Below are 18,727 nucleotides of genomic sequence, written 5' to 3'. Positions count from 1 at the left end.
TCCTCGGGCCACCCGCGCCGCACCGACGCTCCCCGGGCCCGGGGAGGGGACCGGCAGACGCCACCGGCGCTTCCCCGCCCCCTCTCTCCCCCCGAACCGCTCTCACCACACCCGCACCGACGCCCCCCGGGCGAACACCGGGCTGGTGGCGTCCTCCGGCGGCTGGGACAGCGGCTCGGAGACCTCCGCCACCGTCGGCCCCACCTTGGCGGCGACGGGCTCCAGGAGGTCGAGGTCGAAGCCGTAGACACGGGCCGCGTTGCCGCCGAGCATGGCCGCGACCTCCTCGCGCGGCACGCCCGCGTAGGCGACGCGCAGTGCCTCGCGGGTGTAGGGATGGGTGCCCTCGTCGTGCGGGTAGTCGCTGCCCCACATGATCTTGTCGACGCCGATGCGGTCGCGCAGCGGCACCTCGTGCGGGCGCATGAAGCTGGCGCCGACGAAGCAGTTGTCCCGCCACACCCGGGAGGGCGGCGCGCCCATGCCCTCGGCGAGTCCGGCGCCGAACTTGGCCTCGGCCGTCGCGGCCTTCGTGGCCGCCGCGACCAGGCGGCCGTGGTAGTAGTCCAGCATGCCGAGCACTCCGGGTATCCAGCCCGAGCCCTGCTCGGTCAGGACCAGCCTCAGCTCCGGGTGACGACGGAAGGCGCCGCCGAACACCAGGTGCCACAGGGCGCGGTGGGAGAACCAGGTCGTCTCCACCATGAACACCGCACGGGCGGCCGGTTCCTCGCCGAGCGCCGGGGAGGCCGAGCCGGCGTGGTGGTTGACGGGGACGCCGAGTTCCGCGCAGGCGGCCCAGATCGGGTCGTACGTCCGCGAGTACAGCTCGGGCAGGCCGGAGCCGGGCGGGGTGCCGGGCAGCATCAGGCCGCCCTTCAGGCCCGCCGAGGCGGCCCACCGGATCTCCTCCACGGCCTTGTCGACGTCGCCCAGCAGGATCTGGAAGACGCCCGCACGGCGGCCCGGCGCGGCGGCGCAGAAGTCCGCGAGCCAGCGGTTGTGGGCGCGCAGGCCCGCCCAGCGGCGTTCGAAGTCCTCGGCGCCCGGCGGCGGGGCCATGAGCGAGCCGGACGGGAAGAACGGCGGGATGGTGTTCGGGAAGACCACCTCCGCGACGATCCCGTCCGCCTCCAGCTCCGCGAGGCGCCGCCCGGAGTTCCAGTTCCGGTCGGCGGAGTCGGCGAGCAGGTCCTCGTAGGGGTTGACGTAGGTGGCGGCCCAGACATCGAAGTCGTCGTGGTACCGCTGCTCCAGATAGGGCCGGTAGTCCAGCAGGTCGGCGCCGGCGTGGCAGTCGGCGGAGATCACCGTGTAACGGTCGTCGCTCGCCGGACCGCTCCTCGCGTCGTCGTTCACCGCGTCACCCCCAGCGCCGGGAAGTCCTCGTCCGTCAGCCAGTGCCGCCCCACCTCGCGCGAGCGCGCCCAGGACGCCTCGACGGCCGGCTGGTCGGCCGGCTGGCCGAGGTCGGCGGGGGTCGGGCCGATGCGGCGGGCCAGCGGCGTGAGCTTGTGCACGTCGAAGCCGAAGACCTCGGCCGCGGCGAGCCCGAGCATGCGGCGGGTCTCGGTGACGGGGATGTCGTGGAAGGTACGGCGCAGCCACGCGCGCGTGTCGGGCCAGGTGCCCTCGGGATGCGGGAAGTCGCTGCCCCACAGGATGTTGTCGACGCCGATCTCGTACCGCTGGGCCAGTTCGCGCCGCTTGGTGTTGGTGGCGCAGACGAAGACCTGCCGGTCCAGGTACTCGTGCGGCGGGCGCTTCAGCTCCTGGAACGGGGAGAGCTTCTTGCCGCCGTGTGCGCCGAGGTAGAGGCGGTCCATGAACCACAGCAGGTTCGGCAGCCACCAGCAGCCGGACTCCGCGACGCCGAAGCGCAGCCCCGGGTGGCGTTCGAAGACGCCGGACCAGAGCAGGAACCACAGCGGCCGGGCCGGCCACCAGGTGACTTCGGAGACGTAGATGCCGAGGTGGTCGCCGTACTCCTCGCGCGGGGCGGCGCCGGAGTGGGTGAGCACGGGCATCGCGCACTCGGCCGCTGCCGCCCACACGGGGTCGTAACGGCGGTCGTGGTACGGCTCCTTGCCGGCCCACATGGACGGGATCATCAGGGCGCCGAGGCCGGACTCCCGGGCCCGGTGGATCTGGGCGACCACCTGGTCCACAGGGGCCGTGACCGGCAGCAGGGCGACACCGCAGTGCCGTTCGGGGTGGGCGGAGACGAATTCGGCGAGCCAGCGGTTGTGCGCCCGCGCGCCGGCCATGCCCAGCTCCGGGTCGTGGTCGCCGGAGAGGCCGAGGCCCACGCCGAAGGGGGCCGCCGTCCCGCTGTCGACGGCGTCGGCGTCCGGGAAGACGACCTCGGCGGCCACGCCGTCGCCGTCCAGCTCCTCGACACGCCGGCCCGCGTCCCAGCCGCCGCGCAGCCCCTCCTCGTTGTCCTCGAACCACCGGGCCGCGAAGGCCTCGTTGCGGATGCCGAGCCGGGTCATCTCCTCGCGGCGCCGGTCGCGGCCCGCGAGGAACTCGTCGAAGTCCCGGTGGAAGCGTGACTCCAGATAGGGCCGGTACCGCTCGGTGGGCAGCCCGGCGTGGCAGTCGGAGGAGATGATCAGGTACGGGTCCCGCGCGGAGACGGTGTCGCTCATCACGGCCCCCCTCTCAGTTCTCAGTCCAGGACGAAGCGCTCGAGGTACGACGGGTTCGCGCGGTCCAGCATCGACTGCGCCCGCGCGCGGATCTGGGCGTCGCTGTGCTCGCCGGCCGGGAGCAGCCAGAAGCGGTCCGCGCGGATGCCGGCCACGACGAGGTCGGCGACCTCCTCGACGGGCGTGAAGCGGACCTCCTCGCCGGCCGCGCGCATCGCCGCCTCCCACTGGTCGAGGCTGCGGTACGGGGTGCGGCGCGGGCGCTGTTTGGCGTAGCGGGCGGGGCGGTTGCGGTGCGACTCCCACAGGCCGGTGCGCAGCATGTGCGGGCCGGGGAAGAGCACCGAGGCGCCCACGCGCGCGTGCTCGGCCTTCAGATGGGCGTACAGCGACTCGGTCAGGGTGACGACGGCCGCCTTGGTGACCGCGTAGACGGAGGCGGTCGGCAGGGGGGCGATACCGCCGTCGCCGGAGGAGGTGTTGACCACATACCCGGGTCGACCGGACTCGATCATCCGGGGGACGAACGCCTGGACGCCGTGGAAGACACCCCACACGTTGACGGCGAAGGCCCATCGCCAGTCGTTGGGGTCGTGCTCCCACATGCGGCCCTCGGCCCCCGAGCCGACGCCCGCGTTGTTGCACAGGACGTGCACGGCGCCGTAGGTGTCGTAGGCCTCCTCGGCCAGTGCCACGACCTGGTCGCGCTCGCCGACGTCGACCACGCGCGCGTGCACGTCGGCGCCCTCGGCGCGCAGCTCGGCCGCCGCCTTGTCCAGGGCCGCCGTCTCGACGTCGGCGAGGACCACCTTCAGGCCTTCGGCCGCGAAGCGCCGGGCCATCGCGAGTCCGATCCCGCTCGCCGCCCCGGTGACGACGGCTACCTGTCCCGCTTCGAGGCGCATCAGCGGCTCCCCTCGGGAGGCGCGTCGAGGACCTGCAGCGGGTCGTCGTAGCGCTGGTGGACGTACGGCAACAGGGCCTGGGCGTCGACGCGTTCGGCGACCCGGCCGCTCTGGTCGCTGGTCTTCTCGCCGAGGGTGATCTCGCGCAGGCGCAGCACCGGCAGATCGGCCACCGGGTCGTAGGGCGACTCGCGCAGGAGGACGTCCCCGGTGACCCGCTCCAGCCGGCGCACCCGCTCGTGGCGTACGCAGTGCACGAGCAGGGGGTCGGTGTCGAAGCCGGATCCGTCCACGGCGGGAAGGAATTTGAAGTAGAAGTCGGTCTTGCGCGACGGCTCCGGGGGTGTCAGCTCGCCGGCGACCGTGCCGCGCACCTCCACGAACGTGATGCCGTGACGTGTCATCGCGGCGCGGACCGCCGCCCCGTCGCGCTCGACGGTCACCTCGCCGAGTTTCTTGGGCTCGCCGAAGACCTCGCGCCCGCCGGTCAGTGCGCGCTCGTGGGTCATCGGCATGACCAGCGGGTACCAGCCGTCGACGGTGCCGTGGGCCGCCGCGACCGCGAACGAGCCGGCGCCGAGCGGGTATCCGGGCAGGTCGACCGCGCTGATGTTCACCCGGACGAGGGGACTCGAGGTGGGTTTCAGGGGTGGGGGCAGGACCGCTGCGACCGCGTCCGGGTCGGTCTCCCAGACGGCCACCACCCCGGTGGACCAGATCTCGGGAAGCCGTGCGCCCGCGGTGCGCGTGGCGGCGATCTCCCGCTCGGTCCGTGCTCCGTACCGTACGCGTGCGTGTGCCATGCGTCGTACCGCCCTTCTCCTGACGGACCGCTCCCGAGAGTTCCTGACGGCCCGTCACCTGTAACACAGTTACAGCAGACCTCGTCCGGGGTAAAGACGCGTGTGCGGACCGGAGTTGGGGGGATCATGCCGAGCGGGGCGAGGAGTGCGCTGAGCAGGGAGGCGGTGCTGGACGCCGCGGCGGGACTGGTGCGGCGGCACGGTCCGGACGGCCTCACCATGCGTCGGCTGGCCGCCGAGCTGGGCACCGCCGTGACGTCGATCTACTGGCACGTCGGCGGCCGGGAGGCGCTGGTCGACGCCCTGGTGGAGCGGACCGTGGCCGACCTCGGCGAGATCCGCCCGTCAGGCCGCACGCCGGAGCAGCGTGTGGTCTCCGTGGCGCGCGCCCTGCGCCGGCAGCTGCGCGACCGTCCGCACCTGGTGGCCCTGGTGCACGAGCGGGGCCTGACCGAACGGATGTTCCTGCCCGCCCAGCAGGTCCTGGTGCGCGAGGCGCACGCGGCCGGGCTGCGCGGCGCCCGGGCCGCCGAGTTCGTGCGGGCCGTGCAGTTCCAGGTCGTCGGGCACGTACTGGTCGAGCGCAACCGCGAGCGGGCCCCGGCGCAGCATCCGGGCGAGGAGGAGCTGTGGAGCGCCGAGACCGCAGGGGACGACCCCGCGCTGGCCCGCGCGCTGGCCCTGCCGGTGGACACGGAGCGGCTGTTCGCGACGGTCGTACGGGCCCTGGTGCGGTCCCTGCTGACAGCGCCAGGGACAGAAAGGACATGACGGACCCGCAGCCGACAGGGCCGCCGGGCACGCGCACGCGTGTACGGTGACCGAGCGGGTGGACCGGCCGCGGAGGCGGCGCCGGCACCTGAGGGACGGCGCTGTCAGTCGTGGCCCGTATCCTCAATGACCATGCTCGAAGACCGTGCGACCGCAGTGTCCTCCCCCACCCAGTGGCCGGCCGCGTATCCGAACGGATATGCGGTCGTTGACGTGGAGACCACCGGCCTGGCCCGGGACGACCGGATCATCTCGGCGGCCGTCTACCGGCTGGACGCGCGGGGTGAGGTCGAGGACCACTGGTACACGCTGGTCAACCCGGAGCGGGACCCGGGCCCGGTGTGGATACACGGTCTGACGAGTGAGGTGCTCGCGGGCGCGCCGCTGTTCGCGGACGTCGCCGAGGAGTTCGCGGCCCGGCTCGACGGCCGGGTGCTCGTCGCGCACAACGCCGTCTTCGACTGGCAGATGATCGCGCGGGAGTACGCGCGCGTGCGCGGCGAGGCCCCGGTGCGGCAGCGGCTGTGCACCATCGCGCTGTCGAAAGAGCTGGGGCTGCCGCTGCCCAACTTCAAACTGGAGTCGCTGGCGGCGCACTACGGGGTCGTCCAACAGCGGGCGCACCACGCGCTGGACGACGCGCGCGTGCTGGCGGAGGCGTTCCGGCCCAGCCTGCGGGCCGCGGCGGCGGGCGGCGTACGACTGCCACTCCTGGAGTGCCGCCCGCTGACGGAGTGGTCGGACCGTCCGGTGCCCCGACAGTCGACCGGTGGCTACGGCGGTTACCGGTCCGGCAGTTGGCGCCCGTCCCGCAAGCGCCCCGCCTGCCCCTACCCCAACCCCGGCCGCTACGAAGAGGGCAAACGACTCAAACAGGGCATGCGGGTGGCGTTCTCCGGCGACACCTCGACCGAGCGGGAGCTGCTGGAGGACCGGGCGACCGAGGCCGGGCTGCACGTGGCCTCCAGCATCTCCCGGCTGACCAGTCTGCTGGTGACCAACGACCCGGACTCGGGCACCTCGAAGACCGTCAAGGCGCGGCAGTACGGCACCCCTGTCGTGGACGAGGCGGCCTTCGGTCAGCTGCTGAGGGACGTGGATCCCGCCGACGGCTGACGGCCCGCGGGGGCGAGGTGACCGCACGACGGCCCGCGACGGGCGCATGACCGTAGGACGGCCCGCGGTGAGCAGATGACCGTACGAACGGGTGATTGCCGTACGACTCACCCGCCCGCCGCTCGCCCGCGCCCGGGCGACGGCTCACCCTGTGGCGCATGGCGAAATGCGAAGTTTGCGGCAACGACTATGGAATGACCTTCGAGGTCCACGCACAGGGCGCTGTGCACGTGTTCGACTGCTTCTCCTGTGCGATCCACCGCATGGCCCCCATCTGCGAGCACTGCCGGGTGCAGATCATCGGCCAGGGCGTGGAGGCCGAGGGCAAGTGGTACTGCGGTGCCCACTGCGCCCGGGCCGAGGGGAGGACGGGGATCGTCGACCGGGTGTGACCCGGTACCCGCCTGAATGCACCCCACGGCCCGGCGGTACCGTCGTGGGGTGCACCGCTACCGCTTCCTGTTGTCCCTCCAGTGGGTCATCCTCACGATCGTCGCGATCGCGCTGATCCCGACGATGATCAGGCTGGGTTTCTGGCAGCAGCACCGGTACGAGGAGCGCACGGCCCGCAACAACCTGGTCTCCTCGGCACTGCACGCGAAGCCGGTCCCGGTCGAGCGGCTCACCTCCCCCGGCCACGCGGTGACCCGCACGGAGAAGTACCGCACGGTCACCGCCACCGGCACCTTCGACACCGCCCGGGAGGTCGTGGTCCGGCGCCGCACCAACTCCGACGGCGAGGTCGGCTTCCACGTCCTCACCCCGCTCGTCCTCACGGACGGCAAGGTGGTGCTCGTCAACCGCGGCTGGATCCCCGCGAACGGGGTGCAGACCGCCTTCCCGAGGATCCCCGCCCCGCCGGCCGGCCGGACCACCGTCACCGGGCGGCTGATGGCCGACGAGACGACCGCGGCGAGCGGCATCAAGAACGTCAAGGGCCTGCCCGACCGGCAGATCATGCTGATCAACAGCGCGGAGGAGACGCACCGGCTGGATGCCCGGGTGCTCGGCGGCTACGTCGAGCAGACCGCGCCCACGCCGAAGGGCGGCTCCCCGGAGCAGATCTCCGACCCCGGCAGCGAGGACGCCCCGCTGAACTACGCCTACATGATCCAGTGGTGGCTGTTCGCCGCGGCCGTACCGGTCGGCTGGTGGTTCCTGGTCCGGCGCGAGATCCGCGACCAGGAGGAGGCCGGCGCCGAGGCGGCGCCGGAGGAGACGGAACCGGCCACCGTACAGCGCACCGCCTGATTGGTCCCCCGACCGGCCGGGAAACCGCATCCCGTGAACGTGCACATCGAGGACTACGCCCTCATCGGCGACGAACAGACCGCCGCCCTGGTCGGCAAGGACGGCTCGATCGACTGGCTGTGCCTGCCGCGCTTCGACTCCGGTGCCTGCTTCGCCCGGCTGCTGGGCGACGAGAACAACGGCCACTGGCGGATCGCCCCCGAGGGCGCGGACACCTGCACCCGCCGCGCCTACCGCTCCGACACCCTCGTCCTCGACACCGAGTGGGAGACCGCCGACGGCACCGTCCGCGTCACCGACCTGATGCCGCAGCGCGACCGCGCCCCCGACGTCGTCCGCATCGTCGAGGGCGTCAGCGGCCGGGTCACCGTCCGCAGCACGCTGCGCCTGCGCTTCGACTACGGCTCGATCATGCCGTGGGTGCGCCGCTCGGACGGCCACCGGGTGGCCGTCGCCGGCCCGGACTCGGTCTGGCTGCGCGCCGAGCCGGCCGTGCGCACCTGGGGCGAGGACTTCGGCACCCACTCCGAGTTCACCGTCGCCGAGGGCGAGCGGGTGGCCTTCGTGCTCACCTGGCACCCCTCGCACGAGCGGCGCCCGCCGCTCGTCGACCCGTACGAGGCGCTGGAGAGCAGCGTCACCGACTGGCGGCGCTGGGCGGGGCAATGCCGTTACGACGGCCCCTACCGGGACGCCGTGGTCCGCTCCCTCATCACCCTCAAGGCGCTCACCTACGCCCCGACCGGCGGGATCGTCGCCGCGGCGACCACCTCGCTGCCGGAGAAGCCCGGCGGGGTGCGGAACTGGGACTACCGGTACTGCTGGCTGCGCGACTCCACCCTGACCCTCGGCGCGCTGCTCACCGCGGGCTACCAGGAGGAGGCCGAGGCCTGGCGCAACTGGCTGCTGCGCGCGGTCGCGGGCAACCCGGCCGACCTGCAGATCATGTACGGCGTCGCGGGCGAGCGGCGGCTGTCGGAGACCGAACTGCCCTGGCTGCCCGGCTTCGCCGGTTCCACGCCCGTACGCACCGGCAACGGCGCCGTCGACCAGCTCCAGCTCGACGTGTACGGCGAGGTGATGGACTCGCTGTCGCTGGCCCGCGACTCGGGCCTGACCGCCCGGCCGCACATGTGGGCCATGCAGCGTTCGCTGATGGAGTTCCTGGAGTCGGCGTGGCGGCAACCGGACGAGGGACTGTGGGAGGTGCGCGGCGGCAGGCGCCAGTTCGTGCACTCCAAGGTGATGGTGTGGGTGGCCGCCGACCGGGCCGTGCGGACCCTGGAGAGCCACGAGGACCTCGGCGGCGACCTGGACGGCTGGCGCCGGCTGCGCGACGAGGTCCACCAGGAGGTGTGCGAGAAGGGCTTCGACGCCGAGCGCAACACCTTCACCCAGTACTACGGCTCCCGGGAACTCGACGCCGCGCTGCTGCTCATCCCGCGGGTCGGCTTCCTGCCCCCGGACGACCCGCGGGTCGTCGGCACGGTCGACGCGATCCGCGAGGACCTCGGCCACGGCGGCTTCCTGCGCCGCTACGACACCGAGGCCCCCGACGACTCGGTCGTCGACGGGCTGCCGAGCGGCGAGGGTGCGTTCCTCGCCTGCTCGTTCTGGCTCGCCGACGCGCTGCACATGACCGGCCGGACGAAGGAGGCGCGCGAGCTGTTCGACCGGCTGGTGGGCCTCAGCAACGACGTGGGCCTGCTGGCGGAGGAGTACGACCCCGTCGACGGTGTCCACCTGGGCAACTTCCCGCAGGCCTTCAGCCACATCGGCCTGGTGAACACCGCCCTCACCCTCTTCGGTGACGACCAGAGGCAGGAGGCAGGATAGGAACCATGGATCTTGGACTGAAGGACCGGGTGTACGTGGTCACCGGCGCCACGCGCGGGCTGGGCCACGCCGCCGCGCGCGAGCTCGTCGCCGACGGGGCGAAGGTGGTGATCAGCGGCCGGGACGACAAGCAGGTCGCCGAGGCCGCCGCCGAACTGGGCCCGAACGCGGTGGGCGTGGCCGTCGACAACTCCGCCGCGGACGCGCCCGAGCGGCTCGTCGCGGCCGCCCATGAGCACTTCGGCGGATTCCACGGGGTGCTGGTGAGCGTGGGCGGGCCGCCGCCGGGGTTCGTCGCCGACAACACGGACGACCAGTGGCGCACTTCGTTCGAATCGGTGTTCCTCGGCGCGGTGCGTCTCGCTCGCACGGCGGCGGCCGAGCTGGAGCCGGGCGGAGTGATCGGGTTCGTGCTGTCGGGGTCGGTGCACGAGCCGATCCCGGGGCTGACCGTTTCCAACGGGCTGCGGCCCGGGCTCGCGGGCTTCGCCAAGTCGATCGCCGACGAGCTGGGGCCGCGCGGGATTCGCGTGGTGGGGCTGCTGCCGGCGCGCATCGACACGGATCGCGTGCGGGAGCTGGACGGGTTGTCCGCGGACCCGGAGGCCACCCGGGCCGCGAACGAGGCGAGGATTCCGTTGCGGCGGTACGGGGCGCCGGAGGAGTTCGGCCGGGTGGCCGCGTTCCTGCTGTCTCCGGCCGCGTCGTATCTGACGGGGATCATGGTGCCGGTGGACGGGGGCATGCGGCACGGGTTCTAGCGTGCGAGGGGGCGCTCCTGCGGGTGGTGGGGGTGCTCACGCTGATCCCCGCGCCCCTGGGCCGGTGAGCCGCGCGTCGGATCTCAAGTGACCCTTTCCGCTCGGTGCCTGCCCGCCCTCAGGTGCACCTCCGCCGGGAGTGCCGCCACGCCCGCCGACTCGCGCGCGCGGGTCAGTGACCGGCCGGTGAACGTGTCCAGGGCCGCCGCCGGGGCCACGCCCGGTTCCAGTCGGAGCCGGGCGCTCACCCCGGGCGCCGTGCGACGGCGGCCCCTGAGGAGGACCTGCGCGTGCGCCACGCCGTCCTGGCGGGTCGCTTCCTCGGCCAGGGCCGACTCCAGTGCCCGGCCGCGCAGCAGGGCGCCCCTGCCGTCGCCGGTGTCGACCAGGACCTCGGTCAGCCTGCGGCGGCGCAGGACCGCCGTCAGCCACCACAGGGCGAGCAGGACCACGACGGCCAGGGCACCCAGGACCGTCGGCCACCACCAGCCCGCGCCGCGCCAGTGGGTGCGCTCGGCCCTGGTGAGCAGGACGTCGTGCGGGCCGGTGTGGATCCACCAGGAGGGCGGCGGCGCGCCCAGGCCGACCGCCAGGACGGAGCCGCCGACGGTGAGCAGGACCAGGCCCACGAGGGCGAGCAGGACGCGGTTGAGGACGCCGGAGCGCATCACCGTCACCCCTTCCGTCCGGGCCGGGTCATGCGCATCGAGAGTGTGGGCGGCCGGGTCAGGCCGAGGTCCCGGATCGTCGCGGCGAGCGAGGCGTCCAGGTCGGCGCGGACGTCGTCCAGGTCACGGAAGTGCGAGACGGCTCGGACGTGCGCCTTGGTACGGCGCATCCGCACGCGGACCGCTCGTACGCCGGAGATGTCCATGGCCCGGTCGCGCAGGAACAGGGCCGCCGCGTCGCGGTGGAGGGCGGCGCGGACGTCGGGGTGCGGGCGCCGCATGGGCAGCAGGCCGCGCAGACCGGGGGTGACCGCGAGGACGATCAGCCACAGGCCGAGCGCGGCGACGACGCCCGCGCCGGTGAGCACCCGGACGTCGTCCAGGGGCTGCGTCGCCAACTGCCGGGCGAGTGAACGGCGCCAGTGCATCGCGGAATGGTGGACGCGTACGGCGGCGATGTCGTAGACCAGCAGGCCGGCCCCGGCCGCGAGGAGCACGGCGACGATGCCCGCGGGAACGCGGCGCGGCGACCAGAAACGGCCGCTGCCGCGCCGTTCGCGCCGAGTGGTGCCGGTGTCCTTGTCGAGGACCGGGGTGGTCGTCCGCGGCTCGCTCATCACGCCCTCCCGTGCGGTAGCGGGTGCAGCCGTTCGACGCGGACGGCGACCTCGGACACCTCCATGTCCAGCAACGCACCTACCCGCTCGGTGACTTGACGACGCACGGCGGCGCAGCGGGCGCCGATGTCGCAGGGGTAGCCGAGGTCGATACGGACGCGGACGCGGGCCGTGCCGTGCCGGACCACGACCGTGGCGTGCGGGACCGCGGCCTCGCCGGGCAGGGGCGGCAACGCCTCGCGGGCGGCCAGTGCGGCAATCTTCGTGACGACCCGCTCGGCGATCCGGGTGGCGCCGCGCTCGCCCGCGGGCACGAGGGTCGGCGGCGGGCGCAGGGTGCCGGTCTCGGCGCTCACCACCGTCACCGTCGCCGGTCGCGCCGGTCGTCGCGGGCGCGGATGAAGTCGCCCAGTACGAGGTCGCCCTCCGCGAACCGGCCGATGACGAAGCCGATCGCGCCCAGCGCCGCCACCAGCAGAAAGGCGCCGAAGCCGCCGAAGTACCCGGCGAAGCCCAGCGCCATGCCGGCGATCATGCCGACCATGGCCGTGCTCATGCTGCGCTCCTCAGCTCATCGGGTGTGCGGGGTGGGGCAACGGGTCTCACTGGATCCGGGGCTCCGGTTCCTCGTCCTCTTCCTCGGGCAGCTTGACGTCGCTCACCGCGATGTTGACCTCGACGACCTCGAGTCCGGTCATGCGCTCCACGGCGGCCACCACGTTCTCCCGGACGGCCCGGGCCACGTCTCCGATGGAGACGCCGTAGTCCACGACGATCTCCAGGTCGAGGGCGGTCTGCACCTCCCCGACCTCGGCCTTCACGCCCCGGCTCACCGACTTGCTGCCACCGGGCACCCGGTCGCGCACGGCGCCCAGGCTGCGGGCGAGCCCGCTGCCCATGGCGTGGACGCCGACCACGTCCCGGGCCGCGAGTCCGGCGACCTTCTCCACCACACCGTCGGCGATGGTGGTCCGTCCACGGGTCGCCGGATCGCCGCCGCCGCGGCGGGTGGTCGTGCGGGTCAACTGCGACTCGGGGCCGTCCTCTGGGGTCGTCGTCATGTCGGTCATCGCCGTTACGTCCCTTTCGGTCGTCGTCCTGCCACCACCGTAAGCATGGTTGCGCCGCCGCGCCCCGGGGATGCGGCAGGCTGGAGGAATGACGGATGAGCAGTGGACTCGGGTGGTGCGGTACCAGGTGGGGCTGGGCAGGCTGCTGCCGCTCGGCGGGCCATGCGACGGCGCGTGGATCACCGAGGGGGCGGCCGGGGAGGTTCTGGGGCGCGCGGCGGCCGAGGGTGCGCCGGGGGTGCGGCTGGGGGCGCTGCGGATCGCGCCGGCCGATCCGGAGGAGGGGCAGGCGTCCGTCGTACCGGCTCCGCCGAGCGCGTTGCCGCCGGGCGCGCTGCGGGTGACGGCGGACTTCGCGGCGACGGCCGCGGAGCCCCTGCCGGCGGTGGCGTCCGGGCTGCGGCGGGTGCTGGCGTCGGCGGCGGAGTGGGTCGGGCTCGCGGTCACGGAGGTGGACCTGCGGGTGACGGACCTGCTGGAGGCGGACGAGCCGGCCGCCGCGGTACGCGCGCCACGGCCGGTACCCGCCCGGCAGGTCACGGACCCGGACGAGGCGCGGGTGGCCGCGGTCGTGCTGGCCGTGCCCGGGGTGACCGGACTGACGGGTTCGCTCGGCGGTCTGGGCCGGGCGGTGCATGTGGAGGAGCACACGGACGGCCCGGCGCTGCCGCACCGGCATGTGCGGGTGGAGCTGACGACCGGCACGGGGCACCGGACCCTCGACGTGGCCCGCCGGGTCCGCGCCGCCGTACGGGACGCGCTGGCCGACCGGCCGACGGTGGCGGTCCTGGTGACACGGGTCGACTGAGGGCCGGCGCGCTACCAGCCGGGCCCGGCGAAGCCGCACAGCCGCCGATCCCGCGCCGACCACCCCACAGCCCGTGAAGCCGACCACGCGACCCTCGACATGACCCGCCAGGTCCGCGCCGCCGTACAGCACGCGCCGACCGACCGGCCGACCGTGGCCGTGCTCGTGACGCGCGTCCGCTGAGAATCGGCGTGCTATTCGCCGAGGCCGGCGAGGTCACGCAGCCGTCGGGCCTGAGCGGCCCGCTCCGCCGCGCGCTGCTCGTCGTAGGTACGGTCGACGGCACCACGGAGCAACGCCTTGGTCTCGACGACCGCGTCGCGCGGCGCGGCGAGCAGCGCCGCGGCCAGGTCCCGCGCTGCCTCGTCCAGCTGACCGCCGGGCACGGCGAGGTTGGCCAGGCCGGACGCCACGGCCTCCTCGGCCCCGACGAACCGCCCGGTCGCGCAGATCTCGAGCGCGCGGGCGTACCCGACGAGCCCGACCAGCGGGTGAGTGCCGGTCAGGTCGGGGACGAGGCCGAGGCTGGTCTCGCGCATGGCGAACTGCACGTCGTCCGCGACGACCCTGAGGTCGCAGGCGAGCGCGAGCTGGAACCCGGCTCCGACGGCATGCCCCTGGACAGCGGCGACGGACACGATGTCGCTGCGCCGCCACCAGGTGAACGCCTCCTGGAATTCGGCGATGGTCGCGTCGAGCCCGGCGTCGTCACGACGCGCCAGGTCGATGAAGGTCGGCTCGCCCGGGATCCCCTCCGGGCTGAACATCTGACGGTCCAGCCCAGCGGAGAAGGACTTGCCCTCGCCGCGCAGCACGACGACGCGGACGGAGCCCGGCAGCAGCCGGCCGGCCTCGGTGAGCGCCCGCCACAGGGCGGGGCTCTGCGCGTTGCGCTTGGCCGGATTGGTCAGCGTCACCGTGGCGAGCGCGTCGTCGACGGTGAGCCGTACGCCGTCCTTGTCGAGTACAGGAGCGAGGTCCTGGTCGGGCGTGGCCATGGGGCGCCTCCGAGGGGTGCGGTCATCACACAGTGCCTTACGGCATGCTAAGTGACTGCACAGTAACCACCCGGCCGATCACAGTGCCGACCGGGTGGCCACCATCGAAGACGATGGGCCGCCCGGAGTCAGGACGTAGCGGCCTTCTTGCCCCGGGTCGCTCCGCCACGCCCACGCAGCGTGACGCCCGACTCACTGAGCATCCGGTGTACGAAGCCATACGAGCGGCCGGTCTCCTCGGCCAGCGCCCGGATGCTCGCACCGGAGTCGTACTTCTTCTTCAGGTCTGCCGCGAGCTTGTCGCGCGCGGCGCCGGTCACCCGGCTGCCCTTCTTCAGAGTCTCGGCCACCCGTGCCTCCTCATGGGAAGTGCGCTCTGGTCTCCTCATGATCACCCCTCCGGGGCGTGATGGCCACCCATTCGGCAAGGTCGGTGAGACATCGTTGTGACGACAGGAGCGCGCCCCCACAAGCGGAACAAGGGATTCCAGCAGTTCGTGTCCGCAGGGCCGAACGGGTGGATTCGCGAAGTGCCAGGTCAGCGACGCGAAGCGGTCGATCCCTTGCCATGCAAGGGATCGACCGCGATATCGGTGTAGGACACACCTCGATACGAGGAGATCTCACACAGATGATGGATCACGACTCGGCCGAATGATTCATACTCAGTGGATCATTCTTTGTGGATCGCTCTTCCGATCACGCCAGGGCGACGAGATCCGCGTAGTCGGAGCCCCACAGGTCCTCGACACCGTCCGGCAGCAGGATGATCCGCTCCGGCTGGAGCGCCTCGACGGCGCCCTCGTCGTGCGTGACGAGGACGACCGCGCCCTTGTAGGTGCGCAGGGCCCCGAGGATCTCCTCGCGGCTCGCGGGGTCGAGGTTGTTGGTCGGCTCGTCCAGGAGCAGCACGTTCGCCGCGGAGACCACCAGGGTGGCCAGGGCGAGACGGGTCTTCTCGCCGCCGGAGAGGACACCGGCCGGCTTGTCGACGTCGTCGCCGGAGAACAGGAACGAGCCGAGCACCTTGCGGACCTCGACGAGGTCCATGTCGGGGGCGGCCGAGCGCATGTTCTCCAGGACCGTGCGGTCCGCGTCCAGGGTCTCGTGCTCCTGCGCGTAGTAGCCGAGCTTCAGGCCGTGGCCGGGAACGACCTCGCCGGTGTCCGGCTGCTCCACCCCGCCCAGCAGACGCAGCAGGGTGGTCTTGCCGGCGCCGTTGAGCCCGAGGATGACGACCCGCGAGCCCTTGTCGATGGCAAGGTCGACGTCGGTGAAGATCTCCAGGGAGCCGTACGACTTCGACAGGCCCTCGGCCATCAGCGGAGTCTTGCCGCAGGGCGCGGGCTCCGGGAAGCGGAGCTTCGCGACCTTGTCGGACTGGCGGACCGCCTCCAGACCGGAGAGCAGCTTGTCTGCACGGCGGGCCATGTTCTGCGCGGCGACCGTCTTGGTGGCCTTGGCGCGCATCTTGTCGGCCTGCGAGTGCAGGGCGGCGGCCTTCTTCTCCGCGTTGGCGCGCTCGCGCTTGCGGCGCTTCTCGTCGGCCTCACGCTGCTGCTGGTAGAGCTTCCAGCCCATGTTGTAGACGTCGATCATGGACCGGTTGGCGTCCAGGTAGAACACCTTGTTGACGACCGTCTCGACCAGGTCGACGTCGTGGGAGATCACGATGAAGCCGCCGCGGTAGGTCTTCAGGTAGTCCCGCAGCCAGGTGATCGAGTCCGCGTCGAGGTGGTTGGTCGGCTCGTCGAGGAGCAGGGTGTCCGCGTCCGAGAACAGGATCCGGGCCAGCTCGATACGGCGGCGCTGACCACCGGAGAGGGTGTGCAGCGGCTGACCGAGCACCCGGTCGGGCAGGTTCAGCGCGGCGGCGATGGTGGCGGCCTCGGCCTCGGCCGCGTACCCGCCCTTGGTCAGGAACTCCGTCTCCTGGCGCTCGTACTGCTTCAGGGCCTTCTCGCGGGTGCCGCCCTTGCCGTTCGCGATGCGCTCCTCGTTCTCGCGCATCTTGCGGATCAGTACGTCGAGCCCGCGGGCGGACAGGATCCGGTCCCGGGCGAGGACGTCCAGGTCACCGGTGCGGGGATCCTGCGGGAGGTAGCCGACCTCGCCGGAGCGGGTGATCTGGCCGGCGGCGGGGATGCCCTCACCGGCCAGGCACTTCGTCAGGGTGGTCTTGCCTGCGCCGTTGCGGCCGACGAGGCCGATGCGGTCGCCCTTGGCGACACGGAAGGTGGCGTTCTCGATGAGGACGCGCGCACCGGCGCGCAGCTCGATACCGGAGGCGGAGATCACGGACAGACTCCAGGGCGTACAGGGATTGGCGGGTGGGCGGCTGAGGACGTTCCCGCCGTCTAATGCGCGAGGAGAATGGCCATGAGGCCAAGTCTAACGGGGTCGTGCAAGCAGTTTTTCTGCGTCCAGGTGTTCGGGCCGCCTGTGCGGGGGCGTTGTCGGTGGCGGCTGCCAGACTGAGCGGAACGCCACAGCACCGACGCACGAAGGAGTGATCGGCATGGCAGGCACGGGCGCCGGACGGCCGAGTCTCTACCCCACGCTGTTGTACACGGACGCGAGAGCGGCGATGAGGCAGCTCACCGAGGCCCTCGGCTTCACCGAGCTGTCGCTGTACGAGACGGAGGACGGCAAGGTGATGCACGCCGAGCTGGTCCAGGGCAACGGTGCGGTGATGATCGGCTCCAAGGGCCGCGGCGGCCGCTTCGACGCCCTGATGAAGGACGCCGGGCCCACCGGGGTGTACGTCGTCGTGGACGACGTGGACGCCCACCACCAGCGGGCCCTGGAGCACGGTGTGGAGATCCTCATGCCCCCGACGGACCAGGCCTACGGCTCGCGGGACTACCTGGCCCGGGACATCGAGGGCAACATCTGGAGCTTCGGGACGTACGCCCCGGAGGTCGGCACCTGATCCGCCCCGGCGCCGCTCATCCCCCGGTGTGCACCTGGAAGGCGGCCCGGCGCACGGCCTTGGCGAGGGCCGGGTCGGGGTGTGCGGCGGCGAGCGCGACCAGGACCTGCACGGTGCGCGGGTGGCCGACGGCGCGGACCTCGTCGAGCAGCTGGGGGACGGTGGGCTGCACCGCGGCCTCCAGATGCCGGACCAGCATCGGCGCCTCGCCGTGGTCGGCGACGGCGGCGGCCGTGTCCACCCACAGCCAGGTCGCCTCGTCGCGGGTGAGGACCTCGTGGGCGTCCTCCGGGTCGACGCCGTCGTGCTCGGCGATCCACAGCAGGGCGTAGGGCCGCAGGGCGGGCTCGGAGACGACGGCGCGTACGTCGGGCTCGGCGGGGGCGCCGACGACGCGCAGCGCCTCGAAGGCCAGGCCGCGCAGCAGGGCGTCCTCGCCACGGGCGGCGTGGATCAGCTCGGTGACGGCGCTGCCGACGGGGCGGGCGGCGAGCCAGGCGCGGTACTCGGCGCGGGCCGCGTTGGGCCGGAGCTGGGCGCAGCCGCGGAGCATGTCCTCGGCGGACTGCTCGATGTTGCCGGCGGGGCTCTGCGCGGCGACGCAGATCTGCTCCAGTTTGACCCACACCGCCCAGCTGCCGAGCGGGGTGAGGGTGGCCTGGGCGGCGTCGTAGGTGAGGGCCCCGACCGAGGCGAGGGCGCGCAGTGCCCAGTCGAGCAGAGGGGCGAGCGGGGTGTCCGGGGCGGGTTCCGCCGGGCCCGGAGAACCGGCGCGCTGCTCGGTTCCGGTCCCGTAGGAGACCTCGCAGCGCTCGGTGCGCAGTTCGGTGACCCGCTGCTGGAGCAGGTCCAGCAGCTGCTCGACCGGGACGGGACCGGCGGACAGCTGGAGGAAGGAGAGCACCTGGGGCATGGCGGAGACGACCTCGGCGACGGCGGCCGCCTCGGGCTCGTCGGGCTCGTGGAAGGCGAGCGACCAGGCGTCGAAGAGGGCGACCCAGCCGCGCAGCACGGCGCTGTCGTCGCGGTCCCAGGCGCGCAGGCGCCAGCCGGGGCGCGCGCTGTCGCCGTGCACCTCGATCAGTCCGGCGAGGCGGGCGATGTCCCAGTCGGCGCGGACCTGGGCGCTGCTCAGCCCGAGCTCGGCCGCGGCGCGTTCGGCGGTCTCCGTGGAGAGGGTGGCCTTGCCGTCGGCGGTGGCGCCGTCGCGGCCGGGGCCGAGGGTGGCATCGGCCCAGCGGGCGACGCGGACCGCGCCGGCCAGGCCGGTGCGTGCCATTCCGGCCAGTTCGGCGGGGGCGGGGGTGCCCTCCGGCGGCCGGGGTGCGGGGCGGCGGGGGCGCCGCTGGTTCACAGCTCTGGGGGCGGCGGCCAGGGGTCGCGGTCGGACGAGTCGGAGCCTGGAGTCGCGCGGGATACGGGACGTCACGGGTGCAGTCTTCCGGTTGACGGTCCGAAAACCCAAACGGAATGTCACGGGGGGCGACGGGGCTGGCCAAGGGACGGTGTCCGGTGCGGGGTGAGGAGGCGTGATCGAGCC

21 protein-coding genes are annotated in these 18,727 nt (G+C 72.9%); 8 read left to right on the top strand and 13 right to left on the bottom strand.

Going from position 1 to position 18,727, the window contains the following annotated elements:
• Nucleotides 1-102: 102 nt before the first annotated feature.
• Genes ACIHEJ_RS14275 through ACIHEJ_RS14260 form a run of 4 tightly spaced genes read right to left on the bottom strand, consistent with a single transcriptional unit; the run spans nt 103 to nt 4,359 of the window.
• A complete protein-coding gene (locus ACIHEJ_RS14275; RefSeq protein WP_400135086.1) occupies nt 103-1,359 on the bottom strand; it encodes an amidohydrolase family protein in 1,257 nt (418 codons plus the stop codon).
• On the bottom strand, nt 1,356-2,651 hold the full coding sequence (locus tag ACIHEJ_RS14270; protein ID WP_400135085.1) for an amidohydrolase family protein: 1,296 nt from the start codon (nt 2,649-2,651) through the stop codon (nt 1,356-1,358). Before ACIHEJ_RS14270 ends, ACIHEJ_RS14275 begins: the two co-directional genes overlap by 4 nt.
• A gap of 20 nt (nt 2,652-2,671) precedes the next feature.
• Nucleotides 2,672-3,556: an SDR family NAD(P)-dependent oxidoreductase gene (locus tag ACIHEJ_RS14265; protein WP_400135084.1), complete on the bottom strand. Its 885-nt coding sequence runs from the start codon at nt 3,554-3,556 to the stop codon at nt 2,672-2,674.
• Complete coding sequence (locus ACIHEJ_RS14260; protein WP_400135083.1) at nt 3,556-4,359, bottom strand: acetoacetate decarboxylase family protein; 804 nt, start codon at nt 4,357-4,359, stop codon at nt 3,556-3,558. The genes ACIHEJ_RS14265 and ACIHEJ_RS14260 overlap by 1 nt, the downstream gene beginning before the upstream one ends.
• A gap of 126 nt (nt 4,360-4,485) precedes the next feature.
• Between ACIHEJ_RS14260 and ACIHEJ_RS14255 the strand changes: the two genes are divergently transcribed.
• The 6 genes from ACIHEJ_RS14255 to ACIHEJ_RS14230 all read left to right on the top strand — a co-directional run bounded on the left by ACIHEJ_RS14255 (nt 4,486) and on the right by ACIHEJ_RS14230 (nt 10,094).
• Nucleotides 4,486-5,130, top strand: a complete 645-nt coding sequence (locus ACIHEJ_RS14255; RefSeq protein WP_400135082.1) for a TetR/AcrR family transcriptional regulator — start codon at nt 4,486-4,488, stop codon at nt 5,128-5,130.
• 132 nt (nt 5,131-5,262) lie between these two features.
• Entirely contained in the window at nt 5,263-6,246 is a 984-nt protein-coding gene (locus ACIHEJ_RS14250; RefSeq protein ID WP_400135081.1) for a DEDDh family exonuclease, read from the top strand.
• 158 nt (nt 6,247-6,404) lie between these two features.
• Nucleotides 6,405-6,638 (top strand): hypothetical protein, encoded by a 234-nt coding sequence (locus ACIHEJ_RS14245; RefSeq protein WP_366013497.1) that lies wholly within the window; start codon nt 6,405-6,407, stop codon nt 6,636-6,638.
• A gap of 16 nt (nt 6,639-6,654) precedes the next feature.
• Nucleotides 6,655-7,497: an SURF1 family protein gene (locus ACIHEJ_RS14240; RefSeq protein WP_400135080.1), complete on the top strand. Its 843-nt coding sequence runs from the start codon at nt 6,655-6,657 to the stop codon at nt 7,495-7,497.
• Nucleotides 7,498-7,530: 33 nt separating this feature from the next.
• Entirely contained in the window at nt 7,531-9,333 is a 1,803-nt protein-coding gene (locus ACIHEJ_RS14235; RefSeq protein ID WP_400135079.1) for a glycoside hydrolase family 15 protein, read from the top strand.
• 5 nt (nt 9,334-9,338) lie between these two features.
• Nucleotides 9,339-10,094 (top strand): SDR family oxidoreductase, encoded by a 756-nt coding sequence (locus tag ACIHEJ_RS14230; RefSeq protein WP_400135078.1) that lies wholly within the window; start codon nt 9,339-9,341, stop codon nt 10,092-10,094.
• Nucleotides 10,095-10,177: 83 nt separating this feature from the next.
• On the opposite strand, the gene amaP is transcribed toward ACIHEJ_RS14230, so the two are convergent.
• From amaP to ACIHEJ_RS14205, 5 genes are read right to left on the bottom strand one after another with little or no spacing between them, the layout of a single operon-like run.
• A complete protein-coding gene (gene amaP / locus ACIHEJ_RS14225) occupies nt 10,178-10,762 on the bottom strand; it encodes an alkaline shock response membrane anchor protein AmaP (protein ID WP_400135077.1) in 585 nt (194 codons plus the stop codon).
• Between the two features lie 5 nt (nt 10,763-10,767).
• On the bottom strand, nt 10,768-11,379 hold the full coding sequence (locus ACIHEJ_RS14220) for a DUF6286 domain-containing protein (RefSeq protein ID WP_400135076.1): 612 nt from the start codon (nt 11,377-11,379) through the stop codon (nt 10,768-10,770).
• Nucleotides 11,379-11,744: a hypothetical protein gene (locus ACIHEJ_RS14215; protein WP_400135075.1), complete on the bottom strand. Its 366-nt coding sequence runs from the start codon at nt 11,742-11,744 to the stop codon at nt 11,379-11,381. The genes ACIHEJ_RS14220 and ACIHEJ_RS14215 overlap by 1 nt, the downstream gene beginning before the upstream one ends.
• Complete coding sequence (locus tag ACIHEJ_RS14210) at nt 11,741-11,935, bottom strand: hypothetical protein (protein ID WP_400135074.1); 195 nt, start codon at nt 11,933-11,935, stop codon at nt 11,741-11,743. The genes ACIHEJ_RS14215 and ACIHEJ_RS14210 overlap by 4 nt, the downstream gene beginning before the upstream one ends.
• A gap of 46 nt (nt 11,936-11,981) precedes the next feature.
• A complete protein-coding gene (locus ACIHEJ_RS14205) occupies nt 11,982-12,449 on the bottom strand; it encodes an Asp23/Gls24 family envelope stress response protein (RefSeq protein ID WP_400135073.1) in 468 nt (155 codons plus the stop codon).
• 88 nt (nt 12,450-12,537) lie between these two features.
• On the opposite strand from ACIHEJ_RS14205, the gene ACIHEJ_RS14200 reads away from it, so the two are divergent.
• On the top strand, nt 12,538-13,257 hold the full coding sequence (locus ACIHEJ_RS14200; RefSeq protein WP_400135072.1) for a nucleopolyhedrovirus P10 family protein: 720 nt from the start codon (nt 12,538-12,540) through the stop codon (nt 13,255-13,257).
• A gap of 194 nt (nt 13,258-13,451) precedes the next feature.
• Here the strand turns inward: ACIHEJ_RS14200 and ACIHEJ_RS14195 are convergent, their stop codons facing one another.
• From ACIHEJ_RS14195 to ACIHEJ_RS14185, 3 genes are all read right to left on the bottom strand, one after another.
• The gene (locus tag ACIHEJ_RS14195) at nt 13,452-14,255 is read right to left on the bottom strand and encodes an enoyl-CoA hydratase/isomerase family protein (protein ID WP_400135071.1); all 804 of its coding nucleotides are present in this window, start codon (nt 14,253-14,255) and stop codon (nt 13,452-13,454) included.
• 128 nt (nt 14,256-14,383) lie between these two features.
• A complete protein-coding gene (locus ACIHEJ_RS14190) occupies nt 14,384-14,605 on the bottom strand; it encodes a helix-turn-helix domain-containing protein (RefSeq protein WP_010355597.1) in 222 nt (73 codons plus the stop codon).
• 349 nt (nt 14,606-14,954) lie between these two features.
• Nucleotides 14,955-16,553 carry an ABC-F family ATP-binding cassette domain-containing protein gene (locus ACIHEJ_RS14185; protein WP_400135070.1) on the bottom strand — a complete coding sequence of 533 codons (1,599 nt, stop codon included), beginning with the start codon at nt 16,551-16,553 and terminating at the stop codon, nt 14,955-14,957.
• 220 nt (nt 16,554-16,773) lie between these two features.
• On the opposite strand from ACIHEJ_RS14185, the gene ACIHEJ_RS14180 reads away from it, so the two are divergent.
• Entirely contained in the window at nt 16,774-17,187 is a 414-nt protein-coding gene (locus ACIHEJ_RS14180) for a VOC family protein (protein WP_400135069.1), read from the top strand.
• 16 nt (nt 17,188-17,203) lie between these two features.
• On the opposite strand, the gene ACIHEJ_RS14175 is transcribed toward ACIHEJ_RS14180, so the two are convergent.
• Complete coding sequence (locus ACIHEJ_RS14175) at nt 17,204-18,616, bottom strand: hypothetical protein (protein ID WP_400135068.1); 1,413 nt, start codon at nt 18,614-18,616, stop codon at nt 17,204-17,206.
• Nucleotides 18,617-18,727: the final 111 nt, after the last annotated feature.

Origin of the sequence: Streptomyces sp. NPDC052301 (assembly GCF_044593395.1) — a bacterium.
Classification (GTDB): Bacteria; Actinomycetota; Actinomycetes; order Streptomycetales; family Streptomycetaceae; genus Streptomyces.
Note: the sequence above shows the minus strand (reverse complement) of the source record. Positions and strands in the feature narration are given on the sequence as shown.

Excerpts from the sequence above, each read along its gene's own strand:
- ACIHEJ_RS14245 (WP_366013497.1), top strand. The coding sequence starts at position 6,405 with ATGGCGAAATGCGAAGTTTGCGGCAACGACTATGGAATGACCTTCGAG.
- ACIHEJ_RS14195 (WP_400135071.1), bottom strand. The coding sequence starts at position 14,255 with ATGGCCACGCCCGACCAGGACCTCGCTCCTGTACTCGACAAGGACGGC.
- ACIHEJ_RS14200 (WP_400135072.1), top strand. The coding sequence starts at position 12,538 with ATGACGGATGAGCAGTGGACTCGGGTGGTGCGGTACCAGGTGGGGCTG.
- ACIHEJ_RS14210 (WP_400135074.1), bottom strand. The coding sequence starts at position 11,935 with ATGAGCACGGCCATGGTCGGCATGATCGCCGGCATGGCGCTGGGCTTC.
- ACIHEJ_RS14220 (WP_400135076.1), bottom strand. The coding sequence starts at position 11,379 with ATGAGCGAGCCGCGGACGACCACCCCGGTCCTCGACAAGGACACCGGC.
- ACIHEJ_RS14250 (WP_400135081.1), top strand. The coding sequence starts at position 5,263 with ATGCTCGAAGACCGTGCGACCGCAGTGTCCTCCCCCACCCAGTGGCCG.
- ACIHEJ_RS14240 (WP_400135080.1), top strand. The coding sequence starts at position 6,655 with ATGCACCCCACGGCCCGGCGGTACCGTCGTGGGGTGCACCGCTACCGC.
- amaP (WP_400135077.1), bottom strand. The coding sequence starts at position 10,762 with ATGCGCTCCGGCGTCCTCAACCGCGTCCTGCTCGCCCTCGTGGGCCTG.
- ACIHEJ_RS14265 (WP_400135084.1), bottom strand. The coding sequence starts at position 3,556 with ATGCGCCTCGAAGCGGGACAGGTAGCCGTCGTCACCGGGGCGGCGAGC.
- ACIHEJ_RS14205 (WP_400135073.1), bottom strand. The coding sequence starts at position 12,449 with ATGACCGACATGACGACGACCCCAGAGGACGGCCCCGAGTCGCAGTTG.
- ACIHEJ_RS14260 (WP_400135083.1), bottom strand. The coding sequence starts at position 4,359 with ATGGCACACGCACGCGTACGGTACGGAGCACGGACCGAGCGGGAGATC.
- ACIHEJ_RS14270 (WP_400135085.1), bottom strand. The coding sequence starts at position 2,651 with ATGAGCGACACCGTCTCCGCGCGGGACCCGTACCTGATCATCTCCTCC.
- ACIHEJ_RS14255 (WP_400135082.1), top strand. The coding sequence starts at position 4,486 with ATGCCGAGCGGGGCGAGGAGTGCGCTGAGCAGGGAGGCGGTGCTGGAC.
- ACIHEJ_RS14180 (WP_400135069.1), top strand. The coding sequence starts at position 16,774 with ATGGCAGGCACGGGCGCCGGACGGCCGAGTCTCTACCCCACGCTGTTG.
- ACIHEJ_RS14230 (WP_400135078.1), top strand. The coding sequence starts at position 9,339 with ATGGATCTTGGACTGAAGGACCGGGTGTACGTGGTCACCGGCGCCACG.